The organism is Phytoamicus setariae, from assembly GCF_016722925.1.
In the GTDB taxonomy this organism is placed as follows: domain Bacteria; phylum Pseudomonadota; class Alphaproteobacteria; order Rhizobiales; family Rhizobiaceae; genus Rhizobium_E; species Rhizobium_E setariae.
In genome coordinates this window covers 64,399-87,462 of the sequence record NZ_JAEQNC010000017.1, presented here as the reverse complement: position 1 = coordinate 87,462, position 23,064 = coordinate 64,399, and the positions used below count along the sequence as shown (strand labels likewise).

Sequence of the window (23,064 nt, the reverse complement as noted above, 5' to 3'; positions counted from 1 at the left end):
AATCAGAAGAATGATAAGGCTGGCGCGTCTTGGGGCAGGTGGCTGACAAGGCGTCGATCCCACATGATCGACTCTCGGATAACGCGTGCCGGTTGTCCGGCAGCAATGCAATTCTTTGGCACGTCGGCGTTTACAATCGCACCGGCGCCGATCATCGAACCACTGCCGATCCGGGCCCCCTTCATGACGAGGACCCTGTTGCCAACCCAAACATGTGCTCCGATTTCAACGTCGCTGGCCGGGTTAATTCGTTCTCCGGTCACGGCATCAAATATCGAATGCATATCGCTTACGCTGACATCGATATCGCTCGCGAACAGGCACCATGGGCCAATTCTTATGGTACCTGGCTCATGAGCCAGAAATTGCACCCGTGCATTGACGTTTACATGCTCGCCGATGTGGATGCTCGAAGATTGGTCGGCATGAATGCGAAGGTCGGCGAACGAGCAGTTCTGGCCAATTTGGACATCGCTATTTGAGCCTATCGTGATATAGACGCTGCCGGAAAACGGACCCTGAACTATGAGAGAATTATTGTCCCCGCTGAAAATCACTTTGCCATTTGCTGAGGAGCTTTCTGGAAAACTGACGACGTTGTTTGCACCGTTGTCTTCAATAATTATTGGCACCGGCTTGGTCTCTAGCGTTGGGGAAATCTGAAGGTAGATATGAGGTCATTTGAAAATATAGTCAAGGACTTAGCGGTAGATGAATGTCTCGGGCGGAGCGCCGTCGATGCTGCCAAATCCGTCGTTGCGGACTACCTCATAATCTTCAATGGCAGAAGTGGGAGCTCGTGGCTCACAAGCTTGCTTGCGGGACGCTTGGGAAATCCGGACGAGCATATCAACCCCGAGTTCCTAAGGCAGTCTGCTACGACAGTCGGCGCGGTAGAAGCAAAGACGTTCATGCAGGCGCTTCGCGGGGTGGCGCAGATCGATGGTGTCTTCGGTATCGAGGCAACAAGCGAGCACATTGCCATCTTTGGTGAGGACGTATTTTTCAAGGCCTTTCCCAAATTGACGGTTTTTCACTTGTGGCGGGAGAATCTGGTTGCGCAAGCGGTATCGCTCTTTCGAGCAACGGCAACGGGATACTTTCATAGCGTTGAAGGCGACAATCCCGTGGACCCCGAATACAATGCGGCAAAGCTATCGGAGTGGTTTCGCTATCTCGCACATGTTGAGAATTTGAACGTCGAACTGGTCGAGCGTCGTTCGCTCCAGCCCATCAATTTGACATATGAGACGTTGTTCATGGACAAGCAAAAGACACTTGCCGTGTTTTATCGCGCGCTTGGTATGCCCGTGCCGGACACCGATCTACCCGTTGATGAAAAGATCAGAAAGATAGGCGGCAATTGGAGCAAGGATACGGAGGCGAAATTCAGGCAAGACCATGCTGAATTGATTGCCTCCGTGGAGGCTGTGCGCAAGACGCGTTTGTTGGCGATGAAGTCTTGTCTTGACAACCCTTAGCGGGCAATCCAGCTCCTATCCGGCCGCATTTCACAAGGCACGGGACAACAAGCAACCCTATCTTCACACCATGACCTCTAAGTAGGTCGGGTTTCTGCATTGATGATGAGAAGAATGAAGACCGCAAACTCCACGACGCTCCTGCAATCGGCTCGGAAAATTTTCCTGCGCGGTTTCATCTATGCCGGTATTGTCAGCTTCTTCCTGAATTTCGCCATGCTGATCGGGCCGATTTTCATGGTCCAGGTCTATAGCCGCGTCCTGCCTGCCAAGAGTTATGATACGCTCTATGGGCTGATCGTCATCGGTATCCTGGGCATCATCATCTATGGTCTCCTGGATTTTGTCCGCAACTGGACCTACACCGTCATGGCGCACGGTCTGGCACAGCGGCTGAATCTGCCGGCGCTGCAGGCAGGCGTCTTGCAGTCCGTCGAGGGCGGGGTCAATGAAGGTGGCGCGGCGATCCGCGACATCAATGAACTCCGACAGTTCATTGGCAGCAATGCCGTGTCGATGCCGCTCGATGCGTTCTGGTCTGTGGTTTTCCTTGTGGCACTGCTGTTCATCCATCCGGTTTATGCGATGGTTGCCGGCGGATTCATCATCGCGATGGTGGTGATGAATTTCATCACCGATGGCTTGACCCGTCAGGCGATCAAGGAAGCCAATGCCGCCCAGCAGCGGCATGTGCAGGAAGTCGCCAACTCCATGCGCCACGCCGAGGCGATCGAGGCGATGGGCATGCTGCCGGCGCTGGTGCGTATGTGGCGCCGCTCGCAGGGCGAAATGCTGGAATACTCCAACACCGCCAATGTGCGCACGCGCATCGTGCTGGCCATCACCAAATCGCTGCAGAAGAGCTTGCAGATGGTGACGGTGGCTACGGGCGCATTTCTGGTCCTGTCGGGCGCAATCAATGCGGGTGTGCTTTTTGCCGGCATGGTTCTGACCTCGCAGGCTGTGGGGCCATTTGCCGGGCTGATCGAGAATTGGCAGCAATGGGTCAATGCAGGCCAAGCCTGGTCACGCATCAAAGCGCTCATCGAGCATGAGGGTTCTGCGCGGCAGACGATGCCGGCTCCGGTGGGTGACGGCGACCTTTCCGTCGAACATCTGGTTTACCTGCCTGACGGTCGCGACATTCCCGTGCTCAGGGGGCTGACCTTCTCGTTATCGCCGGGCGAAGTCCTGGGCATTGCCGGTCCTTCGGGGGCTGGAAAATCGACGTTGGCCCGGTGCCTCACAGGCATCATCAAGCCGACTGCCGGTGGGGTCTATCTCGACGGACATTCGACCTATCTGTGGGAGCGTGGTTCGTTCGGTCGCGCGGTCGGTTATCTGCCACAGTCGTTGTCGCTGATCGACGGCACGATCCGTCAGACGATCGCCCGGATGCAGGACAGCGATCCGCGCGACGTGATCCGGGCAGCCCAGGCCGCCGGCATCCACGACATGATCGGCAAGCTGCCGCATGGCTACGACACGCCCGTCCGCGAAGGCATGCATATGCTGTCGGGCGGGCAGATGCAGCGACTGGCGCTTGCGCGCGCGCTCTATGGGGATCCGAAGCTCCTGATCCTCGATGAGCCGAATTCCAATCTCGACGGCATCGGCGAACAGGCATTGATAGCGGCGATCGTGGAGGCACGTGCGCGTGGCGCCATCGTCATCATGATTGCGCACCGGCCTTCGGTCATGGCGGTCGCCGACAAGATCATGGTCATCGAACATGGCGTAGTCGCCCAGTTTGGTCCGCGAACCGAAGTCATCGAAATGATTTCACCGGAGGCGCGATTGGCAAACGATGCGCGCCGAAAGGGTATCATGCGTGTTGTGCCCGCAGCGGGAGACGTCGGATGAGCGCGCCGATAACATTGTCCAAGTCGGAATATCGCACCACCGGTACGGCCGTAAAACCGCTCAGCGAGTGGGATGAGGTCGTTCGCGAGGAAGCGAGCAAGAACGTTACGCTGTTGGGACCCATCGTTCTGGGGTTGGCGACGCTGCTCATTGGCGTCGGCGGGTTTTTCCTCTGGGCGTCGGTCACGCCGATCGCCCAGGCCTCGGCCGCCACAGGCAGGGTGATCGTCGAAAGCCGGACGAAGACGGTGACGCATCTCGAAGGCGGTACGCTGAAGGCGATCATGGTGCATGAGGGCCAGGCAGTGAAGGAAGGCGCGCTGCTAGCCACGCTTGATGTCACCCGCAACCAGTCCACATTGACCCAGCATCGCCAGCAACTGTTCGTGCTCGGTGCCCGGCTTGCCCGGCTCATTGCCGAAAAGGATGAGCAGCCGGAGTTCACCTATCATGACGCCGTGCCCGTTGGCATGGACGTCGAGGCGGCAATGCAACTGGTCAGCACCGAGAAAAAGCTGTTCAGCGAGCGCCAGAGCCAGTTCGTGGGACAGATCGCCAGCGATCGATCGATGGTCGAACAATTGCAGAGCCAGCGCGTCGCACTGGTCGCGCGCCGAAATTCCTCTGCCGAACAGGCCGAGGTGATGCGTGCTGACTACGAGGCCTATCTCGAGCTGCAGGCAAAACAGCTGGTTACCAAATCGGTGGTGAACGAGAAGAAGCTGCAGCTCGTCGACATGCAGACGCGGATCGCCGAGTCGGATGCGGCGCTTGCCGAGAACAACCAGCGCAAGACCCAGATGGAACTGTCGCTGGCAAACCGGCGGACGGAGTATTTCCGTGCGATTTCCGAGCAGATTTCGGCCACTCAGGTGGAGATTGCCCGCTTCCGCCAGGAAATCATCGCCGCCGAGGACGCTGTTGCCAAGGCAACGATCCGCGCGCCGCAGGACGGCGTGGTCGCCAATATCAAGATCCGTACCCAGGGCTCGGCGCTTATTCCCGGGCAGCCCGTGCTCGACATTGTGCCGGCCAACCAGCCGATGCTGATCGAAGGCCATGCGCGAGCGATGGATATCGACAGCATCCATGTCGGCGAGAAGGTAGAAGTGCGGCTGTCGGCCTTCGGCGCTTCGGAAACCAGGCCGCTTATCGGAAGGGTCAGCTATATCGCGCCGGATGGTGTTACCGACGAGCGGACGGGCGAAGTCACCTTCGTTTTTCGCGCCACCATCGACATGGAAGACATGAAGAAGCAGCCCAACCTGTTTCTTTATCCCGGCATGACGGCAGAGGTCTCCATCGTCAACGGCTATCGCACCGCGCTTGCCTATCTGGTGGAGCCGATCGAAAAGAGCTTCAACAAGGCATTCCGTGAGCAATAGAGCGCAGCAGAACCAATCTATTTAGCCCTGACATTTTCCGGGTTCCAGGTCCCGTCCATATCAGCTGACGATCAGGTTTGAAACCAGGGCTTCGTGGCGGGCTATCGCGCCCACTGCGGACCAGCGATCCAGGATTGTCTGACGAGCATTTCTGCGGATCATCTCGATTTTCGTTCCACCGGCGAGCGCTGCCTCGATTTGATCGGCGATCTTCTCGGGGCTGAAGAAATCTGCAAGCAAGCCGTTCTCTGCGTGCGTGACGAACTCCCTCACGGGCGCGGTATCCGAGCCTACGACCGCGCATCCTGTCGATAGCGCTTCCAGTGCCGACCAGGAGAGCACGAACGGCACTGTCAGATAGACATGCGCGGCGGAGACCTGCAGTACCCGTCGATAATCCGCATACGGCAGGGTTCCCGTGAAATGGGTTCGTGCGGCGTCGATCCCGCTTGCAGCCATCACCTCTCCGAAGTGATCCTCAGTGCCGACGCCTCGGCCGTAATAAACCGACTTGTCGCCGACAACGATTGCCTCGACGTGCGGATCGCGCGCCTGCAGGATTGTCAATGCCTCGATGAACTGCCTGAAACCCCGGAAGGGGTCGGCGCCGCGCGCAACGTAGGTCACCACACGATCGCCTACAGAAAATATTCGCCCGCCGGCAAGCCGGAAAGAAGCGTCGGGCGCCGGTTTGAAAAGGTCAGTGTCGATACCATCCGGAGCGATTTCGATTCCCCGCCGGATATGTGGCGGGAACTGCTGCCTCTGCCATTCGGTCGGTGCAATCATCAGATCGGCACGGACCAGGTCGGCAAGAACCGGCATGTTCATCAAACTGGTCATGATCCGGCTCTCGAATGGCGGATCGCGATGGAGAAATTCGTTGCTCGCCGGGGAATTGTTGTGAAACCACTCGCAGTACTTGATGAAGCGCGCATCCGGAAAAATGTCGTGCAAAAAGGCGCCTGTCCCCCAGCCGGTATGACTGTAGACAAGATCGGGCTGCCAGCCCTGCTCCTTCAATTGCTGCGCCCTGATGGCGATGCTCGCCGCCTCGCGAATGAAGTTCTCGGTGTCGTAGAGAACGTGGTCCTCTGGTCGGTCTGCCTCGATTTCTTGTCCATACTCGTGCATCCTGACGCCTTCGACCGGGGACATCGACCGCCCGTCCTTTAGGCCACGATTGAACCCCACGACATCGTGCTTTCCGCTTGCAACATAATGGCGCGCAATGCGCTGAAACTGGCCAGGAAAATATTGATGGGCAAACAGAATACGCATTCGTATGGGCTCTAGAATATGCCGAAGATACGTTTCCGCTTGGTCTTTCGCGCGTCTTCTGCCAAGCGCCGCACCGTCTCGTCGATGCGGACAAAAAATACTTCGGCGGCTTCCATGCGCGATTCGAGCCTTGCAAGCCGCTCAGCTACACCGGCCGGTGTTTCATAGCCCTGATCGGCCGTCTGTTTTTCCAGAGTTTGGCAAAGCTTTTTGGTGGCGTCGAGTTCCGCCTTCAACGCAAACAGCGCCTCTTCATATTGGCTGGAGAACGCGGAGAACAGCTGGTCGAGGCGCCGGTCGCTGTCGTGGCCAGTCGGCAATGCGATTTCGCCCGCTATTGCGGATTGTGCGATCACCGCCAGTCCATCCAGCCTGGTGATATCAGACGGAAGGGGGATCTTAAAGGAGTGGTCGCCGTCGCCGATACCGGCACCCGGAAGGTCGGCGCGCGGGATATTGGCCACGCCACTGGCGACGGCCTTTGCGCCTTGCATCACTCTGATGACCAGATGTTCCGTGGGTGCTTCGCTGTTGAAGGACCATCCACAAACATTGCCATTAATCAGTCCGTCGACTCTGCCAAGCAGCATGGTCGGTTCCTTCGTGCTTCGAGCGTTCGACGCTCTTAGATGTCCAGCTTGATGATAACCGGAACGTGGTCGGAGGGGCGGTCCCAGCCGCGTGCCTCGCGCACGATCTCGGTTGAAGTGAGGTGCGGACCAAGATCCGCGGAAGACCAGATGTGGTCGAGGCGGCGTCCCTTGTCGGCAAGCTGCCAGTTGGCAGAGCGGTAGCTCCACCAGGTATAAATCTTCTCGGGCTCGGGCGTCCTGTGGCGGATCAGATCCAGCCACTTGCCGCGCGCCATCACCTCTTTCAGCCCTTCAGTCTCGACCGGCGTGTGGCTGACGATCTTGAGGAGCTGCTTGTGCGACCAGACATCGTTCTCATAAGGCGCAATGTTGAGGTCGCCGACAAGAATGGAGGAGGTTTCCGCTTCACCTTCGGCATCGAGATGTTTCATTTCCTCGATGAAATCGAGCTTGTGGCCGAATTTTGGATTGATGGCCCGGTCAGGCTCGTCGCCGCCGGCGGGCACATAAAAATTGTGCAGCCGGATGGTCCTGCCATTGACCTTGAAGAGTGCCGAAACGTGGCGCGAATCCCCGACATTGCAGTAGTCGCGTTTGGTATGGTCGTCGAGCGGGATCTTGGACAGAATCGCCACCCCATGGTAGCCCTTCTGGCCGTGGATTGCCTGGTGGACGTAGCCGCGCGCATTCAATGGCGAGGAAGGAAACTGGTCGTTCGGACACTTGGTTTCCTGCAAACACAGAATATCAGGTTGCCATTGATCCAGGAACTTTTCGACTAAAGGCATTCTGAGCCGCACGGAATTGATATTCCAGGTGGCAAGGGTCAATGGCATTCACATACTCCGGGCGCGACGCAATCGTGCCGGACACTAGCAACTAATGCCGGGGCTTATAAGCTTAATCTATTGCGCCTCGGCTACGTGTGGCAATTCTCCACAAGGCAGGCCGTATCAGCGACGCTTGACGCTGTTCTGGTTGTGCACTTCGTCGTAGGGCACCTTGAAAACCTTGTCGTCAAGGGGAACACCGGTCTGGACGTTGAAGATCATCACGGACGTGTCCTTGCCTTGGTTGTCGGTAATCGTCCACTGGCGAAGGTCGTAGGTCTTCGGATCGAACATCATGGTGATGGTCGAATCGGCAAACAGCGATTTGTCGCCGAGCTTGATGGTGATGAGGTCTGGCTCTTCCTTCACGTCGCGCACGGTCTTGCTGCCGAGATCGATCTTGTTGCTGAGCAGCAGGGCAAGCGGCGTCTTGGACAAGGGATAGATGTCCCAGGTCTTGAGCTTGCGGTTGCCGATGACGACCGATTTTCCGTCGGAGATGACCCGCATGGGCGACGGATCCTCGAAATTGAAGCGGATTTTGCCCGGACGCTCGAGATAGAATTTGCCACCGGTCTGCTCGCCGCGCGGGCCGAACTGGACGAATTCGCCTGCCATGGTTTTGACCGACGAGAAATGATCGGCGATCTTCTGGGCGGTTGCCGAACCCTGCGCCCATGCCGCGTTGAGCGGCGTCATTGCCACCATCAACAGAGCTGCCGCGCCGCCGATGAAGGTGCGGCGTCTAATCGGGGACGTGCTTTCGTCGAATTTATGCATTCCGGTCTCCTTATCGGCTCTTTCCTTGGAAAGAAACTGGGGCGGCTTCAAGGCGTTCCGCCCCTTGCGACAAATCGTGCGCGAAGATTTAGCGCGCGAGGATGTCTTCTTCGGTTGGCACGAGGATTTCGCGCTTGCCGGCGTGGTTGGCAGGTCCGACGATGCCTTCCTTCTCCATCCGCTCGATGATCGAGGCGGCCCGGTTGTAGCCAATGCCGAGCCGGCGCTGGATATAGGATGTCGATGCCTTTCCGTCGCGCAACACGACGGCGACTGCCTGATCGTAGGGATCCTCGGAATCGGAGAGATTGGAGGTGCCGGCTGGCCCGCGACCGTCGCCATCGCCATCCTCGTCGTCATCGTCGGCGGTAATCGCATCGAGATATTGCGGCGTGCCCTGGGTCTTCAGGAAGGCCACGACATCCTCGACCTCGAGATCGGAGACGAACGGACCATGGACGCGCTGGATGCGGCCGCCACCGGCCATGTAAAGCATGTCGCCCATGCCGAGCAGCTGTTCTGCGCCCTGCTCGCCAAGGATCGTGCGGCTGTCGATCTTGGACGTGACCTGGAACGAGATGCGGGTCGGGAAGTTCGCCTTGATCGTGCCGGTGATGACGTCGACCGACGGGCGCTGGGTCGCCATGATCACGTGGATGCCAGCGGCGCGTGCCATCTGTGCCAGACGCTGCACGGCGCCTTCGATATCCTTGCCCGCGACCATCATCAGGTCGGCCATTTCGTCGATGATGACGACGATGTACGGGATCGGCTGGAGGTCGAATTCCTCGCTCTCATAGATCGCTTCGCCGGTCTGGCGATCGAACCCGGTCTGTACCGTGCGGGTGATCTGTTCGCCCTTGTCCAGCGCCTGGCTGACGCGGGCATTGAAGCCGTCGATGTTGCGGACACCGATCTTGGACATCTTCTTGTAGCGCTCTTCCATCTCGCGGACGGTCCACTTGAGCGCGACAACGGCTTTCTTGGGGTCGGTGACGACAGGCGAAAGCAGGTGCGGGATGCCGTCATAAACAGAAAGTTCGAGCATTTTCGGGTCGATCATGATCAGGCGGCACTGTTCCGGCGTCATCCGGTAGAGCAGTGACAGGATCATCGTGTTGATCGCGACGGATTTACCCGAACCGGTCGTACCTGCAACGAGCAGATGTGGCATCTTGGCGAGGTCGGCGATGACGGGCTCGCCGCCGATGGTCTTGCCGAGTGCGACAGCAAGCTTGGCCTTGGAGGTGTCGAAATCGCGGGCGGCAAACATTTCGCGCAGGAACACCATCTCGCGTGACTTGTTGGGTAGTTCGATGCCGATGGCATTGCGGCCGGGCACGACGGCGACGCGGGCAGCGATCGCACTCATCGAACGGGCAATATCATCAGCAAGGCCGATGACGCGCGAAGACTTGATGCCCGGTGCCGGTTCAAGCTCATAGAGGGTAACGACCGGACCGGGGCGCACATGGATGATGTTGCCCTTGACGCCGAAATCGTCGAGCACGCCTTCCAGGATACGGGCATTCTGTTCCAAGGCGTCGGCCGAGAGGCTGGCATCTTTCGCAATGTTCTTGGGTTCTGCAAGCAGGTCGAGCGGCGGCAGGTCGAAGCCGTCGTGCCCGGCCTTGGCGACGAAACGTTCAGCGATTGGGGCGGGGCGAGGACGGACTGCCTGCGACACCTGCTGCGGCTGCGGGGTAGCGCGCGACATCGGCGGGTTGGCCGGCCGTTGCGTCATAGCCACGCGCTGTGGCGCGCGGACTTCCGGCTTGACCTGCCAGTTGTCCAGATCGTCGTCGTCCTCCTCGTCCGGCAGGATGCCCGCGGGGCGCGACCGTTCGGTATCGAAGGGCGGCTCGTCATCGTCGTCATCGAAGTCCGGGTTCATGGACGGGGCGGAGATGATACGGCGCAGGGGCGACATCGGCTTTTCGGCATCGCCGAACAGCGAGGGTTCGGCGCGGCCGCCGGAGCGTCCTTCCGCAGCCGAGGCATGCATCAGTCCGAATTCCTCGTCGTTGAGGTCATAAGGTTCGTCGAAATCGTGACGCACTGGCTTGCGTGCCGGTTTTCCGGTCAGGCGGCGCAGGCGCGCCTGGACCGAATACCAGGCGTGGGTCGCATATCCCGCGACATACGAGAATGGCGATTCAGATTCCTCCTCGTCATCCTCCATGACCGGCTGCTGGCGAACGATCTTGACCGGCATTTCCGGCTTGCCCGGCTGCTGGACGAATTCAGGTTCGGAGGTGACGATCAGGTTGGCTGCAAAGGCGAGAAGCCCAAGCGCGGGTGCCGCGCAGAGCGTGCCGATGAAGCCAGCGGTGAGGCCCTGCGGATAGCTGCCGATGAACAGCGCGGGGAATTTCAGGATCAAGTCGCCGAAAACGCCGCCGAGGCCGTTGGGAATCGGCCATGTCGCCGGTGCCTGGAAACAGGAAAGGGCCGCGGCGGAGAGGACAGAGCCGCCAAACCATGCCAAGGCCCGCTTTAGCAGTCGATAGACTGGAACGTTGAAGACCATCATCAGCGACCATGAGAAGACAGGCAGCAATGCAAGCACCGCGCCGAGGCCGAAGAACTGCATCATCAGGTCAGCGAAATAGGCGCCGGCGGAACCGAGAATGTTGGACGGTTCGCGCGAGGTGGCGTTGGAGTAGCTCGGGTCCAGTACGTTCCAGGTGGACAGCGCCGCGACCGCCAGCCCCAGCACGCCGAGCAATAACAGCCCGCCCATGACCTTGGCCTGCCGCCAGAGAAAGGATGTCAGAGTGACGCGCAGGGAACGGCTCTCGTACTCCGCCGGAATGCTTCTTGCCATGTATTTAGCCCGTCAAACTCGAATGGAATCACGGCCACGGGAGACAATGCGGCCATTTGACCTGAGATTATCGAGCAGGAGTTAAGCGACCATTAACCATGCGATATTGCGCAAAAGGAAATGTAGGCGTTGCAAAGAAGCCCCTCCCAAACCCTCCCACAAGGGGGAGGGCTTTACGGGCGGCACGAGTTGTATTCCAAGAAACAGGTGTTGTGGAGGAGGGGCCAATGTTTGGGATGACGGTCGCGCAGATTAAGCCCTCCCCTTGTGGGGAGGGTTTGGGAGGGGCTTTGCTAAGGTGTGGCAATCGCCCGCTGCCACGTCTCGACATAGGCCGCGATACGCGGGTCCGGAGAAAGTTCTGCCACCCTGGCGCCCGACACGATCGTTGTATCGCGACCGAGCGCCACGCAGGCGGCGCCGGCGCTGGTGCCGGTCAGGCCCGCGCCGCCGGTAACGATGTCGCGGCCGGTCATGACGGCGAGCGTTTCGAGGAAGGTCGTGTTGCGGGCGAACGGCCCCTCGACGATGACCGGGCCGTCGGCGCCAATCAACTCCAGAGAAGTTGCCGTCATCATGCCGAGATGAAGCGAAACGGCAAAGAGATGGCCGCCGGGCGTGAGTTTATCGACAGCACCGACCCAGCCGCCCTTGCGGTACATGTAGGGGCCGGAATCGTCGGGCATGGACGGCAAAAGCATGATGGCGCCATCAAGCACTTGGTCGCGGTCCGCCGGGGTGATTTCAGCCTTGGCGTCGGCCTTCAGCAAAGCGAAAGCGCGGCCGCCCATGAATCGAGCCGATGGCACCGGGTCACCGTAGGCATTGACGTTCATCAGCGTGTCGCGCGCCTCGTCGAGCACCACAGTTCTGCCGCCGACTGAAAAACAGATCACCCATGTTCCCGTCGAGACGACGGAAAACGGAGCGGGCCGCGATTTCAGATGGGTCAGCAGCGAGGCATTGGAATCGTGCAGACCGCTGAACACTGTTGTGCCCGGCGAAAGTCCGGTCTTTTTGGCGATGTTAGACTTGATCGTGCCCAGCGTGTCGAATGCACCCGACATTTCCGGCATCAGCCCGCGCCAACCCATCGTGTCAACCAGCGACGAATAATCCCTCGCATAGGGGTTCCAGAGGTCAGTGTGCGCGCCGAGCGACGTCATCTCGGTGGCGCGCACGCCTGTCAGTCGCATGGCCCAGTATTGCGGATAGGGCAGGATCGACGTAACCTCAGCGAATTCCGCCGGGAAAGTTCTGGATTGCCAGAAGATCTGTGCGCCGACATTCAGTCCGGCCGTCAGTCGCGGCGAGCCGGTCTCGGAAAAGGGCGGGCGGATCGCATCGTACTCGGCCGCCAGCGTATCGGGGCCGTGAAACTCATAGTCCAGCATCGGCAGGGCGAGTTCGCCATCGCCGTTGATGAGCGTCGCCGATGCACCGTGGGCCGATATCGCGATGGCGTCGATCGGGGTTGCGGCCTGCAGTTTGCCCAAAGACTCGAGGATGAAGGTCCAGATGCCATCGACGTCATGATGCGGATAAAGCCCGTCGTCGATGACGCTGTTTTCCGCGGTGTACACCTCGCCCTCGCGTCCTTCATCCAGGTCGAACAGCGTGACCTTGATGTTGGTCTTGCCGATATCGATCACCGCAATGTTTCGGTATTGCCCCATTCTCTCCCCCATCGCTCCCCGCAAGACCCTGCAATCGTTTCCGATCCGCTGGTTTCATTGTTAGCCGGCTTTGCGTTGCCAACTGATCTTTCTGAGAACGACCGGGATTGCAATCACGAGAATGAGCAGCAGGCCGATAAAGATCGACATGACGATGCCGGGGACGTTGAGCAGCCCGAGCCCGAACGTGACCAGGCCCATGATGACGGCCGCAAGCACCACGCCGAGAATGCTGCCCGAGCCGCCATTGATATTGATGCCACCGAGCACGACCATGGTGATGGCTTCGAGCTCGAGGCCGGTGGCGATGGATGGGCGCGTCGACCCAAGGCGGGAGGTCAGGCAAACGGCTGCGACCCCAGCCATCAGCCCGGTCAGCACGAAGAGGATGAATTTCACCCGCGCGACCCTGACGCCGGAAAACAAGGCTGCCGTCTGGTTGTTGCCAATCGAGTAGACCAGCCTGCCGAAGCTCGTTCGGTGCAGCAGGATGTAAAACAGGAATGCCAGTGCGACGAACAGCACGAGTTCGAACGAGAACACCCACCAGACATAGCCCTGGCCGAACCATGAGAATTCAGAGGGATAGCCAGTATAGGCTTTGTCGCCGAGCACGATATAGGCAAGGCCTCGAAACAGGCTCATCGTGCCGATGGTGACGACGATGGAAGGCAGGCCTAGCCCGGTTACCAGCCAGCCATTGATGGCGCCGCAGACAGCGCCGGTGGCAAGGCCGACCGCCACCAGTTCATAGGGCCCGGCGCCGAGTTTCAGCGCTGCGCCCATCAGAGTCGAGGAAATCGCGATGATGGAAGCAACCGAAAGGTCGATCTCTCCCGAGATGATCACCAGCGCCAGCGCCAGCGCGACGATGGCCTTTTCCGTGAAGTTGAACGTCGCATCCGACAGGTTCCACGGATCGAGGAAATAGGGCGAGGCGAAGGAATTGACGATGAAGATCGCCACCATGACGGCAAACAGCAGGCTTTCCCAGCTCTTCAGTATCCGTTCGGCACCGCCCTTCAGGCGATCGGGAATGGTGCGGGTTGTGTGTTCGATCGTGTTCATGCCCGAACCTCGGCTTTCCTGAGGATGACGCGGCCCTTCTTGCGCTCGGCGCGGGCATTGAAGGCGACGGCGATGATGATGACGGTGCCCGAGATCGCAAGCTGCCAGAACGGCGAGACATTGATGACCGGCAGCGCATTCTTGATGATGCCGAGAAACAGCGCGCCCAGCACCGCGCCTGGCACCGAGCCGATGCCGCCAGCGATCGAGACGCCGCCAATGACGCAGGCGGCGACGACATCGAGCTCGAAGCCGAGCGCGATATCGACATAGGCGACCGCGTAGCGTGAGATCCAGAGATAACCCGCAAGCCCCGAAAGCGCGCCCGATATCGTGAAGGCAAGGAACCGGCTACGGCCGGGATTGATGCCGGCATAGACTGCCGCATTGGTGTTGCCGCCCACTGCGAAAAACGAGCGACCCAGCGCAGTCCGGCCCACGACGACGGCCATCAGCACGATGACGACAATGGAGGACCAGCTCAGCAGCGAAATGCCGAGGAAATGGTCGCGCGGCAGCGCCTTGAAAGCATCGCTCATCTCATGGGCATTGATCCACTTGCCATTCGACAGCACGAAGATGATGCCGCGATAGACGGTCATGGTGCCCAGCGTCACAACGATGGGCGGCATGTCGAGCTTCCAGACCAGCAGGCCGTTGATCGCTCCAAGCACGGCGCCGAGGCCGATGGCCACCAACACTAGGAGAAGTACCGGCACATCCGGATAAAGGTTATTGAGCATCGCCGCGACCATGCCGCACAGTGCCAAAGTCGCTGCCGTCGACAGGTCGACGCACTTGGTCAGGATGACCACCATCTGACCGAGTGCCAGAATGATCAGGATCGAGGTGTCGGAATAGACATTACCAAGGCTCGAGGGCTCGATGAACACCGGAAAGCGAATGGCAATCAGCAGCGTCAGCGCAACGATTGCGAAAAGTAGCTGGAATTCGCGGTGTTTGAGGAGGTGTTTCATGCCGCTGCTCCAATGCCTGCCGCCGCCCGGACCAACGCTTCCGCCGTCAAGCCCTCGCGTTTGAACTCGCCGGCGATCCTGCCTTCGCGCATGACGATGACGCGATCTGACATGCCCAGGATTTCGGGAATTTCGGACGAGACCATGATGACGGAAAGGCCCGCGGCCGCCAGTTCGCTCATGAATTCATGCACTGCGGCCTTGGAGCCGATGTCGATGCCCTTGGTCGGTTCGTCGAGAATGATCACTTTCGGTTTCGTCGCCAGCCATTTGGCGATCACCACCTTCTGCTGGTTGCCCCCGGAAAGCGTGCCGACATCCTGATCGAGCGAAGCAGCACGCAAATCGAGCCGCGAGGTGTATTCGCGCGCCAGCTTGAATTCTTCCGCCAACCGGATGAAGCCGTGGCGGGATGTCTTCGACAGCGAGGGCAGCGTGACGTTTTCGAAGATCGGCATTGCGGTGATCGCGCCCTGGCGGCCGCGTTCCTCGGGCACGTAGACGATGCCCTTCGAGATTGCCTCTGCCGGGGTGCGAATGACAGCGATCTCTCCATCGATGCGGATCGCGCCCTTCGAGGGTTTCGTCACCCCGAACAAAGCCTGCATGAATTCCGATCGGCCTGCACCGACCAGGCCATAGAAACCGAGGATCTCGCCGCGTTTCAGTTCGAAGCCGATATCCTCGAATTCGGTGGGGTGGCAGTAACCCGACACCGTCAGGACGGGTGCGCCGGGCGTCACCTGCTTCTTCGGAAACACCTGGCCGATATCGCGACCAACCATCATGCGAACGAGGTCGTCCTGATGGATATCGCGGATGATGCCTTCGCCCACCATCTGGCCGTCGCGGAATACCGTGTAACGGTCGGCGATGCGGAAGATCTCATCGAATTTGTGGCTGATGAACAGGATCGCCTTGCCGTCGGCCTTCAGGCGCTCGACCAGTTCATAGAGTTCGCCGATCTCCTTGTGAGAGAGTGCGGCGGTGGGTTCGTCCATGATGACCACGCGGGCATCGACCGACAGCGCCCGCGCAATGGCAACGAGATGGCGCGAGGCGATGGACAGGTCGCGCAGCCGGATCCGCGGATCGATCTTTGCGCCGGCGCGTTCCAGCAGCATGGCGGCTTTTTCATACATGCCGTTCCAGTCGATCAGCCCGAAGCGGTTGCGCGGCGCATGACCGATGAAAATGTTTTCGGCGACCGAGAGCTCGTCGAACAGCACCGTTTCCTGATGGATGGCGGTGATACCCGCCCTCAGGGCGGCATGCGCCGAGGGCAGGACAGTGACCGCGCTTTCCAGATGGATCTCGCCTGCATCAGGCTGGTAGATACCGGTCAGGACTTTGACGAGTGTCGACTTGCCGGCGCCGTTTTCGCCCACCAATGCGGTGACCTGGCCGGGATAGAGGGCAAGCGACACGCCCGACAGTGCCTTGACGCCGGGAAAGGATTTGGAAATCCCGTCGAGCCTGATCGTTGCTGCCGGTTTGGGGGTCATGGCGTCCATGCGCAAAGTGCCTGTAATTCTAGGTGTTTAGTTGCCCCTCATCCGGCTGCCGCCACCTTCTCCCCATAAGGACGGGGCGAAGGGGATGGAGCGCCGCATTGCCTCAATTCGAGGCTCGAAGGATGCTCTTGCAGAACGACATATGCCGAGCAGGTTCCCTCTCCCCGCACGCGGGGAGAGGGCTAGGGTGAGGGGCAAGGCTTTTCGTCCTGCAGATCAGAAGATCTTGGCGAACTCTTCGACGTTCTTGGCGTCATAGACGAACGGGTCGGCCATTGCGCCTTCGCGGTTGTCGTCGAGCTTGACGTTGCCCATGCGGCCCATGCCGATCTCGGCGCCCGCTTCGGCCTTTGCCTTGCCAGTGAGCAGGTTGTAGGAGATCATCGTGGCGGAATAGCCGAGGTCGATCGGATTCCAGATCGCGAAGGACTTGGACGAACCGGCTTTGACGTGGCCGGCCATTTCCGAGGGCAGGCCGAGGCCGGTTACATTGATCTTGCCGACCATGCCGGCATCTTCAACCGCCTGTGCCGCTGCCACGACGCCGACGGATGTCGGTGCGATGATCGCCTTCAGGTTCGGGTAGGCTTTGATCAGGCCCTGCGTTTCCGTATAGGACTTGTCGGTCTTGTCGTCGCCATAGACCGTGGTGACGATGTTGATGCCCTTGTAGTTCGGCAGCACCTTCTTCATTTCCTCGATCCAGGTGTTCTGGTTCGTGGCGGTCGCGGTGGCCGAAAGGATGGCCACATCGCCGCCTTCGGGCAGGTTGTCGGCGGCCATCTTCACGCACATGTTGCCGATCAATGCGTTTGACGACGGGTTGAGGTGCATGGCGCGGCCTTCAGGGGCGACGCCGGAGTCCCAGGAAATCACGGTGATGCCGCGGTCCATGGCCTTCTTCAGGGCCGGGACAAGTGCATCGCGATCGTTTGCCGAAATGGCGATTGCGTCGACCTTCTGGGCGATCAGCGAGTTGATGACTTCGATCTGGCCTTCGGCGGTCGTATCGGTCGGGCCGGTATAGATGATGTCGACGTCGCCGAGTTCCTTGGCGGCTTCCTGCGCTCCCTTGTTGGCGGCATCGAAGAAGCCGATGCCGAGCGCCTTGACGACGAGGGCGATCTTCTTGTTTTCAGCATGGGCCACATTGGCCATCATTGCGGTGGCGACTGCGGCAGTCACGAGCAGTTTCTTCAGAATACCCATGTTTTCCTCCCTTGGGTTTCGTTCCCCCATCCGCAATGCCCACTCCATCAGGACTGTGCGGACGATTTCTCTGATTTCATCGTCTCGCCGCCGGTGACGATCAGTCTGACGCCTGCGGCTTCGAGCATCGCGGCATGCCTGTCCTCGATGCCGGAATCGGTAATGACGGTAGCAATGCGCTTGAGCCCGCAAAGGATGAGGCTCGAACGTCTGTTGAATTTCGAAGAATCCACCAGCACGACGAGGTCGTCGGCCTGGTCGATCAGTTTCTGTTCGGCCTGAATGAGCAGCGGATCGGCCTCCATTAGGCCCAGCGGCCCAAGCCCTTGTGCGCCCATGAACATGCGCTGCGCATAGAAATTGCGCGTCACATCGTTTTCGAACGGCGACAGGATGATGTTCTGTTCGCGGTAGATCACCCCACCCGACAGCATCACGGTGTTCTTGGAATGCTTGAGCAGATGCTCGGCGATCGGAAACGAATTGGTGAACACCTGCAGGCGGCGGTTGACGAGAAAATGCACCATCTGGAACGTCGTGGTGCCGCCATTGATGATGATGGCATCGCCATCCTCGCAAAGCGCTACGGCCTCGCGGGCGATTGCCTGCTTTTGACGGCTGTTGATCGTTTCGTTGACCGAAAATGGCCTGCCGGCCAGACCGACGAACTGTGGCGGGTGAAGCGCTTCGGCGCCGCCGCGCACGCGCCGCAGCTTCTTCTGCACATGCAGGGCGGCGATGTCGCGCCGGATCGTCGCCTCGGAACTATCCGTCAGTTCCACCAGTTCAGGCACGGTGGCGACCGGCTTTTCCTGAACGGCGGACATGATGATCCTGTGGCGCTCTTTCTCGTGCATGGTTCCTCCCATTGCGTTTAACGTTCCATCAATTTCGCGCAGTGTCAATCATCTACAATCAATATATTTCATTGTGCGTTGCAATATGACTGAATTTGATCGTTTGTGATTGACAATCGTCGCTGAACCGTGTGATTTTGTCATCAACAGTGACCGCGCCAGATTTGTGCCGGGATAAAACACGCCGGGAGGAAAAGCACCATGACCGCTGAGCAAAAAGGCGCGCGCCTTGCCAATCTGTGGGACAAGACCCTTGCCGCAGGCATGAGCGAGCCGGAGCGGCTGATCTACCGTTCCAACCTGCTTGGTTCGGACAAGCGCATCACCAATTACGGCGGCGGCAACACCTCGGCCAAGGTGATGGAAAAGGACCCGCTGAGCGGTCAGGCCGTCGAGGTCATGTGGGTCAAGGGATCGGGCGGCGATGTCGGCACGATCAAGCGCGATGGTTTTGCCACTCTTTACATGGGCAAGCTGAATGCGCTGAAGAGCATCTATCGCGGCGTCGAATTCGAAGACGAGATGGTGGATTACCTTCCCCATTGCACCTTCAACCTCAATCCGCGCGCTGCCTCGATCGACACGCCGCTGCATGCCTATGTGCCGAAAAAGCATGTCGACCACATGCATCCCGATGCGATCATCGCCATTGCAGCCTCGAAGAATTCGAAGGAGTTGACGCAGGAGATCTTCGGCGGCGAGATCGGCTGGTTACCGTGGAAGCGGCCGGGCTACGAGTTGGGTCTATGGCTGGAAAAATTCTGCCTGGAAAACCCGGGCGCGCGCGGCGTCGTGCTCGAAAGTCACGGCCTGTTCACCTGGGGCGATACGGCAGAAGAAAGCTATCTCACCACCATCGAGATCATCAACGCCGCGATTGGCTGGTTCGAGAAAAAAATCACTGGCCCGGTCTTCGGCGGCGACAAATACCGGCCATTGCCGGCAGACGAGCGCCGCAAAGTCGCCGGCGCCTTGATGCCGGTCATCCGCGGGATGATCTCTGCGGCCGAGGCCAAGGTCGGCCATTTCGATGACAGCGATGCGGTGCTGGAATTCGTTTCCTCCAACACTCTCGAGCCGCTAGCGGCACTCGGCACCTCCTGCCCGGATCATTTCCTGCGCACCAAAATCAGGCCGCTGGTGGTGGATTTCGACCCGACCAATCCGGATGTCGCGGGCACGATTGCCGGCCTCGATAAGGCAGTCGCAGACTATCGCGAAGGCTACAAAGCCTATTACGAGCGCTGCAGGCACGATATTTCGCCCGCGATGCGCGACCCGAACGCTGTCGTCTATCTGGTGCCGGGTGTCGGTATGATCACCTTTGCCAAGGACAAGGCCACCGCGCGCATTTCGGGCGAGTTCTATGTCAATGCGATCAACGTCATGCGCGGTTCGTCCTCGGTCTCGACCTATATGGGGTTGCCAGAACAGGAAGCGTTTGACATCGAATACTGGCTGCTTGAGGAGGCGAAGCTCCAGCGCATGCCAAAGCCGAAATCTCTCGCCGGCAAGGTGGCGTTGATCACCGGCGGTGCCGGCGGCATCGGCCGCGCCACTGCCGAGCGCTTCCTGAGGGAAGGGGCCTGCGTGGTGCTGGCCGATATCGATGCCGGTGCGCTCGAAGCGGCAAGTGCCGATTTCTCCAAGCGCTACGGCTCCGATCAGGTGCGTTCCGCGCTGATCAATGTCACCAGCGAGGAGGCGGTGGCTGACGGATTTGCCAATTCCGCTACCGAATTTGGCGGGCTCGACATCCTGGTGTCGAATGCTGGCCTTGCCTCGTCGGCCTCGATCACCGAGACGACGTTGGCGCTCTGGGACAAGAACATCGATATCCTCGCCAAGGGCTATTTTCTCGTTTCCCGCGAAGCCTTCCGCATTTTTGAAACGCAGAAGATCGGCGGTAATATAGTCTTCGTCGCTTCGAAGAACGGTCTGGCAGCCTCGCCGAATGCGGCGGCCTACTGCACCGGCAAAGCAGCCGAGATTCATCTCGCTCGCTGCCTGGCGCTCGAGGGTGCGGAAAAGGGCATCCGGGTCAACACCGTCAATCCCGACGCCGTCCTGCGCGGCTCGAAGATCTGGACGGGGGAGTGGAAGGAACAGCGCGCGGCGGCCTACAAGATGTCGACCGACGATCTGGAGGAACACTATCGTTCCCGCTCGATGCTGAAGCTATCGGTGTTTCCGGAGGATATCGCCGAAGGCATCTATTTCTTCGCATCGGAGCAATCGGCCAAGTCGACCGGCAATATTCTGAATGTCGATGCGGGCAATGCGCAGGCGTTTACGCGGTGAAATTTGAAAGTCAGTGGCAAGGCCCCCTCATCCGGCCTTCGGCCACCTTCTCCCCGCGGGGGAGAAGAGGGAGGTTACATTTACCCTGCGCCAAAGGCTGCCGGGGTTCGTCTTGAGGCACCGCGATACGGCATTTTCCCTCTTCTCCCCAGCGGGGAGAAGGTGGCCAAAGGCCGGATGAGGGGGTGATCCTCGCCGCAATATATTTTGGGAGGGATAGGAATGACGATGATTTCCAACGGCGTCATCGACGCCGAGAACGAAAAGGTGCATGCGGCGCTGGAAGCCGACTACGATCATCTGGGCGAGGTGCTGGCGCGCAGGGGCGTCGATATCGGCTGGGTCAAGGACAAAGTGGCTGCCTATGGCGTCGCGGTGCCGTCGTGGGGCGTCGGCACAGGCGGGACGCGCTTTGCCCGTTTTCCCGGCCAGGGCGAGCCGCGCCATATCTTCGACAAACTCGAGGATTGTGCGGTCATCCAGCAGTTGACGCGGGCAACGCCAACGGTGTCGCTGCATATTCCTTGGGACAAGGTCGATGACCTCAAGGGGTTGAAGCAGCGCGGCGACGAGCTTGGCCTCGGCTTTGACGCGATGAACTCCAACACCTTTCAGGACCAGCCGCAGCAGCGGCTCTCCTACAAGTACGGCTCGCTCTCCAACGCCAATGGCGCGACTAGACAGCAGGCTATCGATCACAACATCGAATGCATCGAGATCGGCAAGGTGCTGGGCTCCAAGGCGTTGACGGTCTGGATCGGTGACGGCTCGAATTTCCCCGGCCAGAGCCATTTCGCCAGAAGCTTCGAGCGCTATCTGGAGGCGATGAAATCGATCTACAAGCACTTGCCGGACGACTGGCGCATCTTCTCCGAGCACAAGATGTATGAGCCGGCCTTCTACTCGACCGTGGTGCAGGATTGGGGCAGCAACTATCTGATCGCTCAGGAACTCGGGCCAAAGGCCTTCTGCCTCGTCGATCTCGGCCACCATGCGCCGAACGTCAACATCGAGATGATCGTCTCGCGGCTCATCCAGTTCAAGAAGCTGGGCGGCTTCCACTTCAACGATTCTAAGTATGGCGACGACGACCTCGACACCGGATCCATTGATCCCTACAGACTGTTTCTTGTCTTCAACGAGTTGGTTGATGCGGAGCTTTCACACGCCGACGGCTTCGACCCGGCCCACATGCTCGACCAGAGCCACAACGTCACCGATCCCATCGAAAGCCTGATGACGTCGGCGATGGAAGTGTCGCGCGCCTATGCGCAGGCGCTGATCGTCGATCGCGAGGCGCTCGGCGGGTACCAGGAAGGCGGCGATGCGCTGATGGCCTACGAGACTTTGAAGAAGGCCTTCCGTACCGACGTCGAGCCGATCCTGGCCATGGCGCGGCTCGAACAGGAGGGCGCGATCAACCCGGTCAGCGCCTACCGTGCTTCAGGCTATCGCCAGAAGATCGCGGGCGAGCGGCCTGCCGTGACGGGATCAGGCGGCGGGATTGTCTGAAGGGGCAACGGCCTCCAGCCAATCCCTCACCAATACGCAGAACGCCTCTGGATTTTCATCCGGCCAGAAGTGGTTGGCGCCCGGGATCATGTGATGGGGTCCCGGCAGGATACGCATCGCCGCTTCCGAAACCAGCTTGTAGGCCGGCCGCGAGCGTTCCCCGCAGGCGATGGTGATCCCAACCTGCAATGCCCGCAGATCCTCCGCCGAGATTTTCGGCGGTGGCGTCTGGGCAAGAAGTCGCGGCATCATAGGCGCGTTTTCGAGTTCGATGCGGCGGCTGGCTTCGGACTGTCGATCGAAATAGCCATCTTCTCCCGCAGAACCATCGATCAGCAATCTGGCTGCATCTTCCAACCTGCCTTCTTTCACAGCGCCGAAGATAGGGCCGAACATCGGTTCCAGATCGGCCTTGAAGGCTGCTATCTCGCGCTCGTCGGTCATGAAGGTCTGGAAACCCGTCTCGTAGATCAGCATTGCCCGAAACAATTCGGGGCGCAGTTGGCCCGCGCGCAGCGCCGCATGGCCAGCATATGACCAGGCGACCAGCAAAACCGGGCCGGGATCAATCGCCTCAATGAAGGCGATCAGATCGCGCGCATGCGCCTCGATGCCAAATGGCGGGCCGTCTTCGGGCCAATCCGCGGTGCCGAAATAGCGCTGGGTATAGGTGATCGCCCTGCATTGTGCTGCGAGCATTCGGCAATGCGGCTCAAATGTCCTGACATCGCCCAGCGCGCCATGAAGGAAAACAACGGGCATGCCAGATCCGACGTCGAAATAGTCGAATCGTTGTTGTCCAACCGAAAGAGATTTCAAATGCGGGCGCTCATCCTGGTCTGTCATTGCTGTGCTGCTCCATGTTCATTGCCTGTAATGACGCGCGATCATCGGCCGAAATTCTGTCGGA

The 23,064-nt window shown here is 59.5% G+C and carries 18 protein-coding genes; 5 read left to right on the top strand and 13 right to left on the bottom strand.

The genetic code is table 11. From position 1 onward, the window contains the following. Window positions 1-2: 2 nt before the first annotated feature. The gene (locus JJB09_RS27080) at window positions 3-632 is read right to left on the bottom strand and encodes an acyltransferase (RefSeq protein WP_201663526.1); all 630 of its coding nucleotides are present in this window, start codon (window positions 630-632) and stop codon (window positions 3-5) included. A gap of 39 nt (window positions 633-671) precedes the next feature. Between JJB09_RS27080 and JJB09_RS23465 the strand changes: the two genes are divergently transcribed. The 3 genes from JJB09_RS23465 to JJB09_RS23455 all read left to right on the top strand — a co-directional run bounded on the left by JJB09_RS23465 (window position 672) and on the right by JJB09_RS23455 (window position 4,729). Further along, a complete protein-coding gene (locus JJB09_RS23465; protein ID WP_201663525.1) occupies window positions 672-1,481 on the top strand; it encodes a Stf0 family sulfotransferase in 810 nt (269 codons plus the stop codon). Window positions 1,482-1,595: 114 nt separating this feature from the next. Continuing rightward, the gene (locus tag JJB09_RS23460; RefSeq protein WP_246748912.1) at window positions 1,596-3,344 is read left to right on the top strand and encodes a type I secretion system permease/ATPase; all 1,749 of its coding nucleotides are present in this window, start codon (window positions 1,596-1,598) and stop codon (window positions 3,342-3,344) included. Next, window positions 3,341-4,729, top strand: coding sequence for an HlyD family type I secretion periplasmic adaptor subunit (locus JJB09_RS23455; RefSeq protein ID WP_201663524.1), 1,389 nt, complete (start codon window positions 3,341-3,343; stop codon window positions 4,727-4,729). Before JJB09_RS23460 ends, JJB09_RS23455 begins: the two co-directional genes overlap by 4 nt. 60 nt (window positions 4,730-4,789) lie before the next feature. On the opposite strand, the gene JJB09_RS23450 is transcribed toward JJB09_RS23455, so the two are convergent. The 11 genes from JJB09_RS23450 to JJB09_RS23400 all read right to left on the bottom strand — a co-directional run bounded on the left by JJB09_RS23450 (window position 4,790) and on the right by JJB09_RS23400 (window position 18,341). Further along, window positions 4,790-5,887 (bottom strand): glycosyltransferase, encoded by a 1,098-nt coding sequence (locus JJB09_RS23450; RefSeq protein ID WP_201663523.1) that lies wholly within the window; start codon window positions 5,885-5,887, stop codon window positions 4,790-4,792. A 134-nt stretch (window positions 5,888-6,021) separates the two neighbouring features. Continuing rightward, window positions 6,022-6,600 carry a hypothetical protein gene (locus JJB09_RS23445; RefSeq protein WP_201663522.1) on the bottom strand — a complete coding sequence of 193 codons (579 nt, stop codon included), beginning with the start codon at window positions 6,598-6,600 and terminating at the stop codon, window positions 6,022-6,024. Window positions 6,601-6,635: 35 nt separating this feature from the next. Continuing rightward, a complete protein-coding gene (locus tag JJB09_RS23440; RefSeq protein WP_201663521.1) occupies window positions 6,636-7,439 on the bottom strand; it encodes an exodeoxyribonuclease III in 804 nt (267 codons plus the stop codon). 117 nt (window positions 7,440-7,556) lie between these two features. After that, on the bottom strand, window positions 7,557-8,213 hold the full coding sequence (locus tag JJB09_RS23435) for an outer membrane lipoprotein carrier protein LolA (RefSeq protein ID WP_201663520.1): 657 nt from the start codon (window positions 8,211-8,213) through the stop codon (window positions 7,557-7,559). A gap of 88 nt (window positions 8,214-8,301) precedes the next feature. Beyond that, a complete protein-coding gene (locus JJB09_RS23430; protein WP_201663519.1) occupies window positions 8,302-11,040 on the bottom strand; it encodes an FtsK/SpoIIIE family DNA translocase in 2,739 nt (912 codons plus the stop codon). Between the two features lie 293 nt (window positions 11,041-11,333). After that, window positions 11,334-12,716, bottom strand: coding sequence for an FGGY-family carbohydrate kinase (locus JJB09_RS23425; protein WP_201663518.1), 1,383 nt, complete (start codon window positions 12,714-12,716; stop codon window positions 11,334-11,336). 60 nt (window positions 12,717-12,776) lie between these two features. After that, window positions 12,777-13,784: an ABC transporter permease gene (locus JJB09_RS23420; protein ID WP_201663517.1), complete on the bottom strand. Its 1,008-nt coding sequence runs from the start codon at window positions 13,782-13,784 to the stop codon at window positions 12,777-12,779. Then, window positions 13,781-14,761, bottom strand: a complete 981-nt coding sequence (locus JJB09_RS23415; RefSeq protein WP_201663516.1) for an ABC transporter permease — start codon at window positions 14,759-14,761, stop codon at window positions 13,781-13,783. Before JJB09_RS23415 ends, JJB09_RS23420 begins: the two co-directional genes overlap by 4 nt. Beyond that, window positions 14,758-16,275 carry a sugar ABC transporter ATP-binding protein gene (locus tag JJB09_RS23410; protein WP_246748910.1) on the bottom strand — a complete coding sequence of 506 codons (1,518 nt, stop codon included), beginning with the start codon at window positions 16,273-16,275 and terminating at the stop codon, window positions 14,758-14,760. The genes JJB09_RS23415 and JJB09_RS23410 overlap by 4 nt, the downstream gene beginning before the upstream one ends. A 216-nt stretch (window positions 16,276-16,491) precedes the next feature. Further along, complete coding sequence (gene rhaS / locus JJB09_RS23405; RefSeq protein WP_201663515.1) at window positions 16,492-17,484, bottom strand: rhamnose ABC transporter substrate-binding protein; 993 nt, start codon at window positions 17,482-17,484, stop codon at window positions 16,492-16,494. Window positions 17,485-17,531: 47 nt separating this feature from the next. After that, on the bottom strand, window positions 17,532-18,341 hold the full coding sequence (locus JJB09_RS23400) for a DeoR/GlpR family DNA-binding transcription regulator (protein WP_201663514.1): 810 nt from the start codon (window positions 18,339-18,341) through the stop codon (window positions 17,532-17,534). Window positions 18,342-18,542: 201 nt separating this feature from the next. Between JJB09_RS23400 and JJB09_RS23395 the strand changes: the two genes are divergently transcribed. Then, the gene (locus JJB09_RS23395) at window positions 18,543-20,642 is read left to right on the top strand and encodes a bifunctional rhamnulose-1-phosphate aldolase/short-chain dehydrogenase (RefSeq protein WP_201663513.1); all 2,100 of its coding nucleotides are present in this window, start codon (window positions 18,543-18,545) and stop codon (window positions 20,640-20,642) included. 222 nt (window positions 20,643-20,864) lie between these two features. Then, window positions 20,865-22,154: an L-rhamnose catabolism isomerase gene (gene rhaI / locus JJB09_RS23390; RefSeq protein ID WP_201663512.1), complete on the top strand. Its 1,290-nt coding sequence runs from the start codon at window positions 20,865-20,867 to the stop codon at window positions 22,152-22,154. Here the strand turns inward: rhaI and JJB09_RS23385 are convergent. Next, the gene (locus tag JJB09_RS23385) at window positions 22,134-23,000 is read right to left on the bottom strand and encodes an alpha/beta fold hydrolase (RefSeq protein WP_201663511.1); all 867 of its coding nucleotides are present in this window, start codon (window positions 22,998-23,000) and stop codon (window positions 22,134-22,136) included. The two genes, rhaI and JJB09_RS23385, sit on opposite strands and share 21 nt — an antisense overlap. Between the last annotated feature and the right edge of the window lie 64 nt (window positions 23,001-23,064).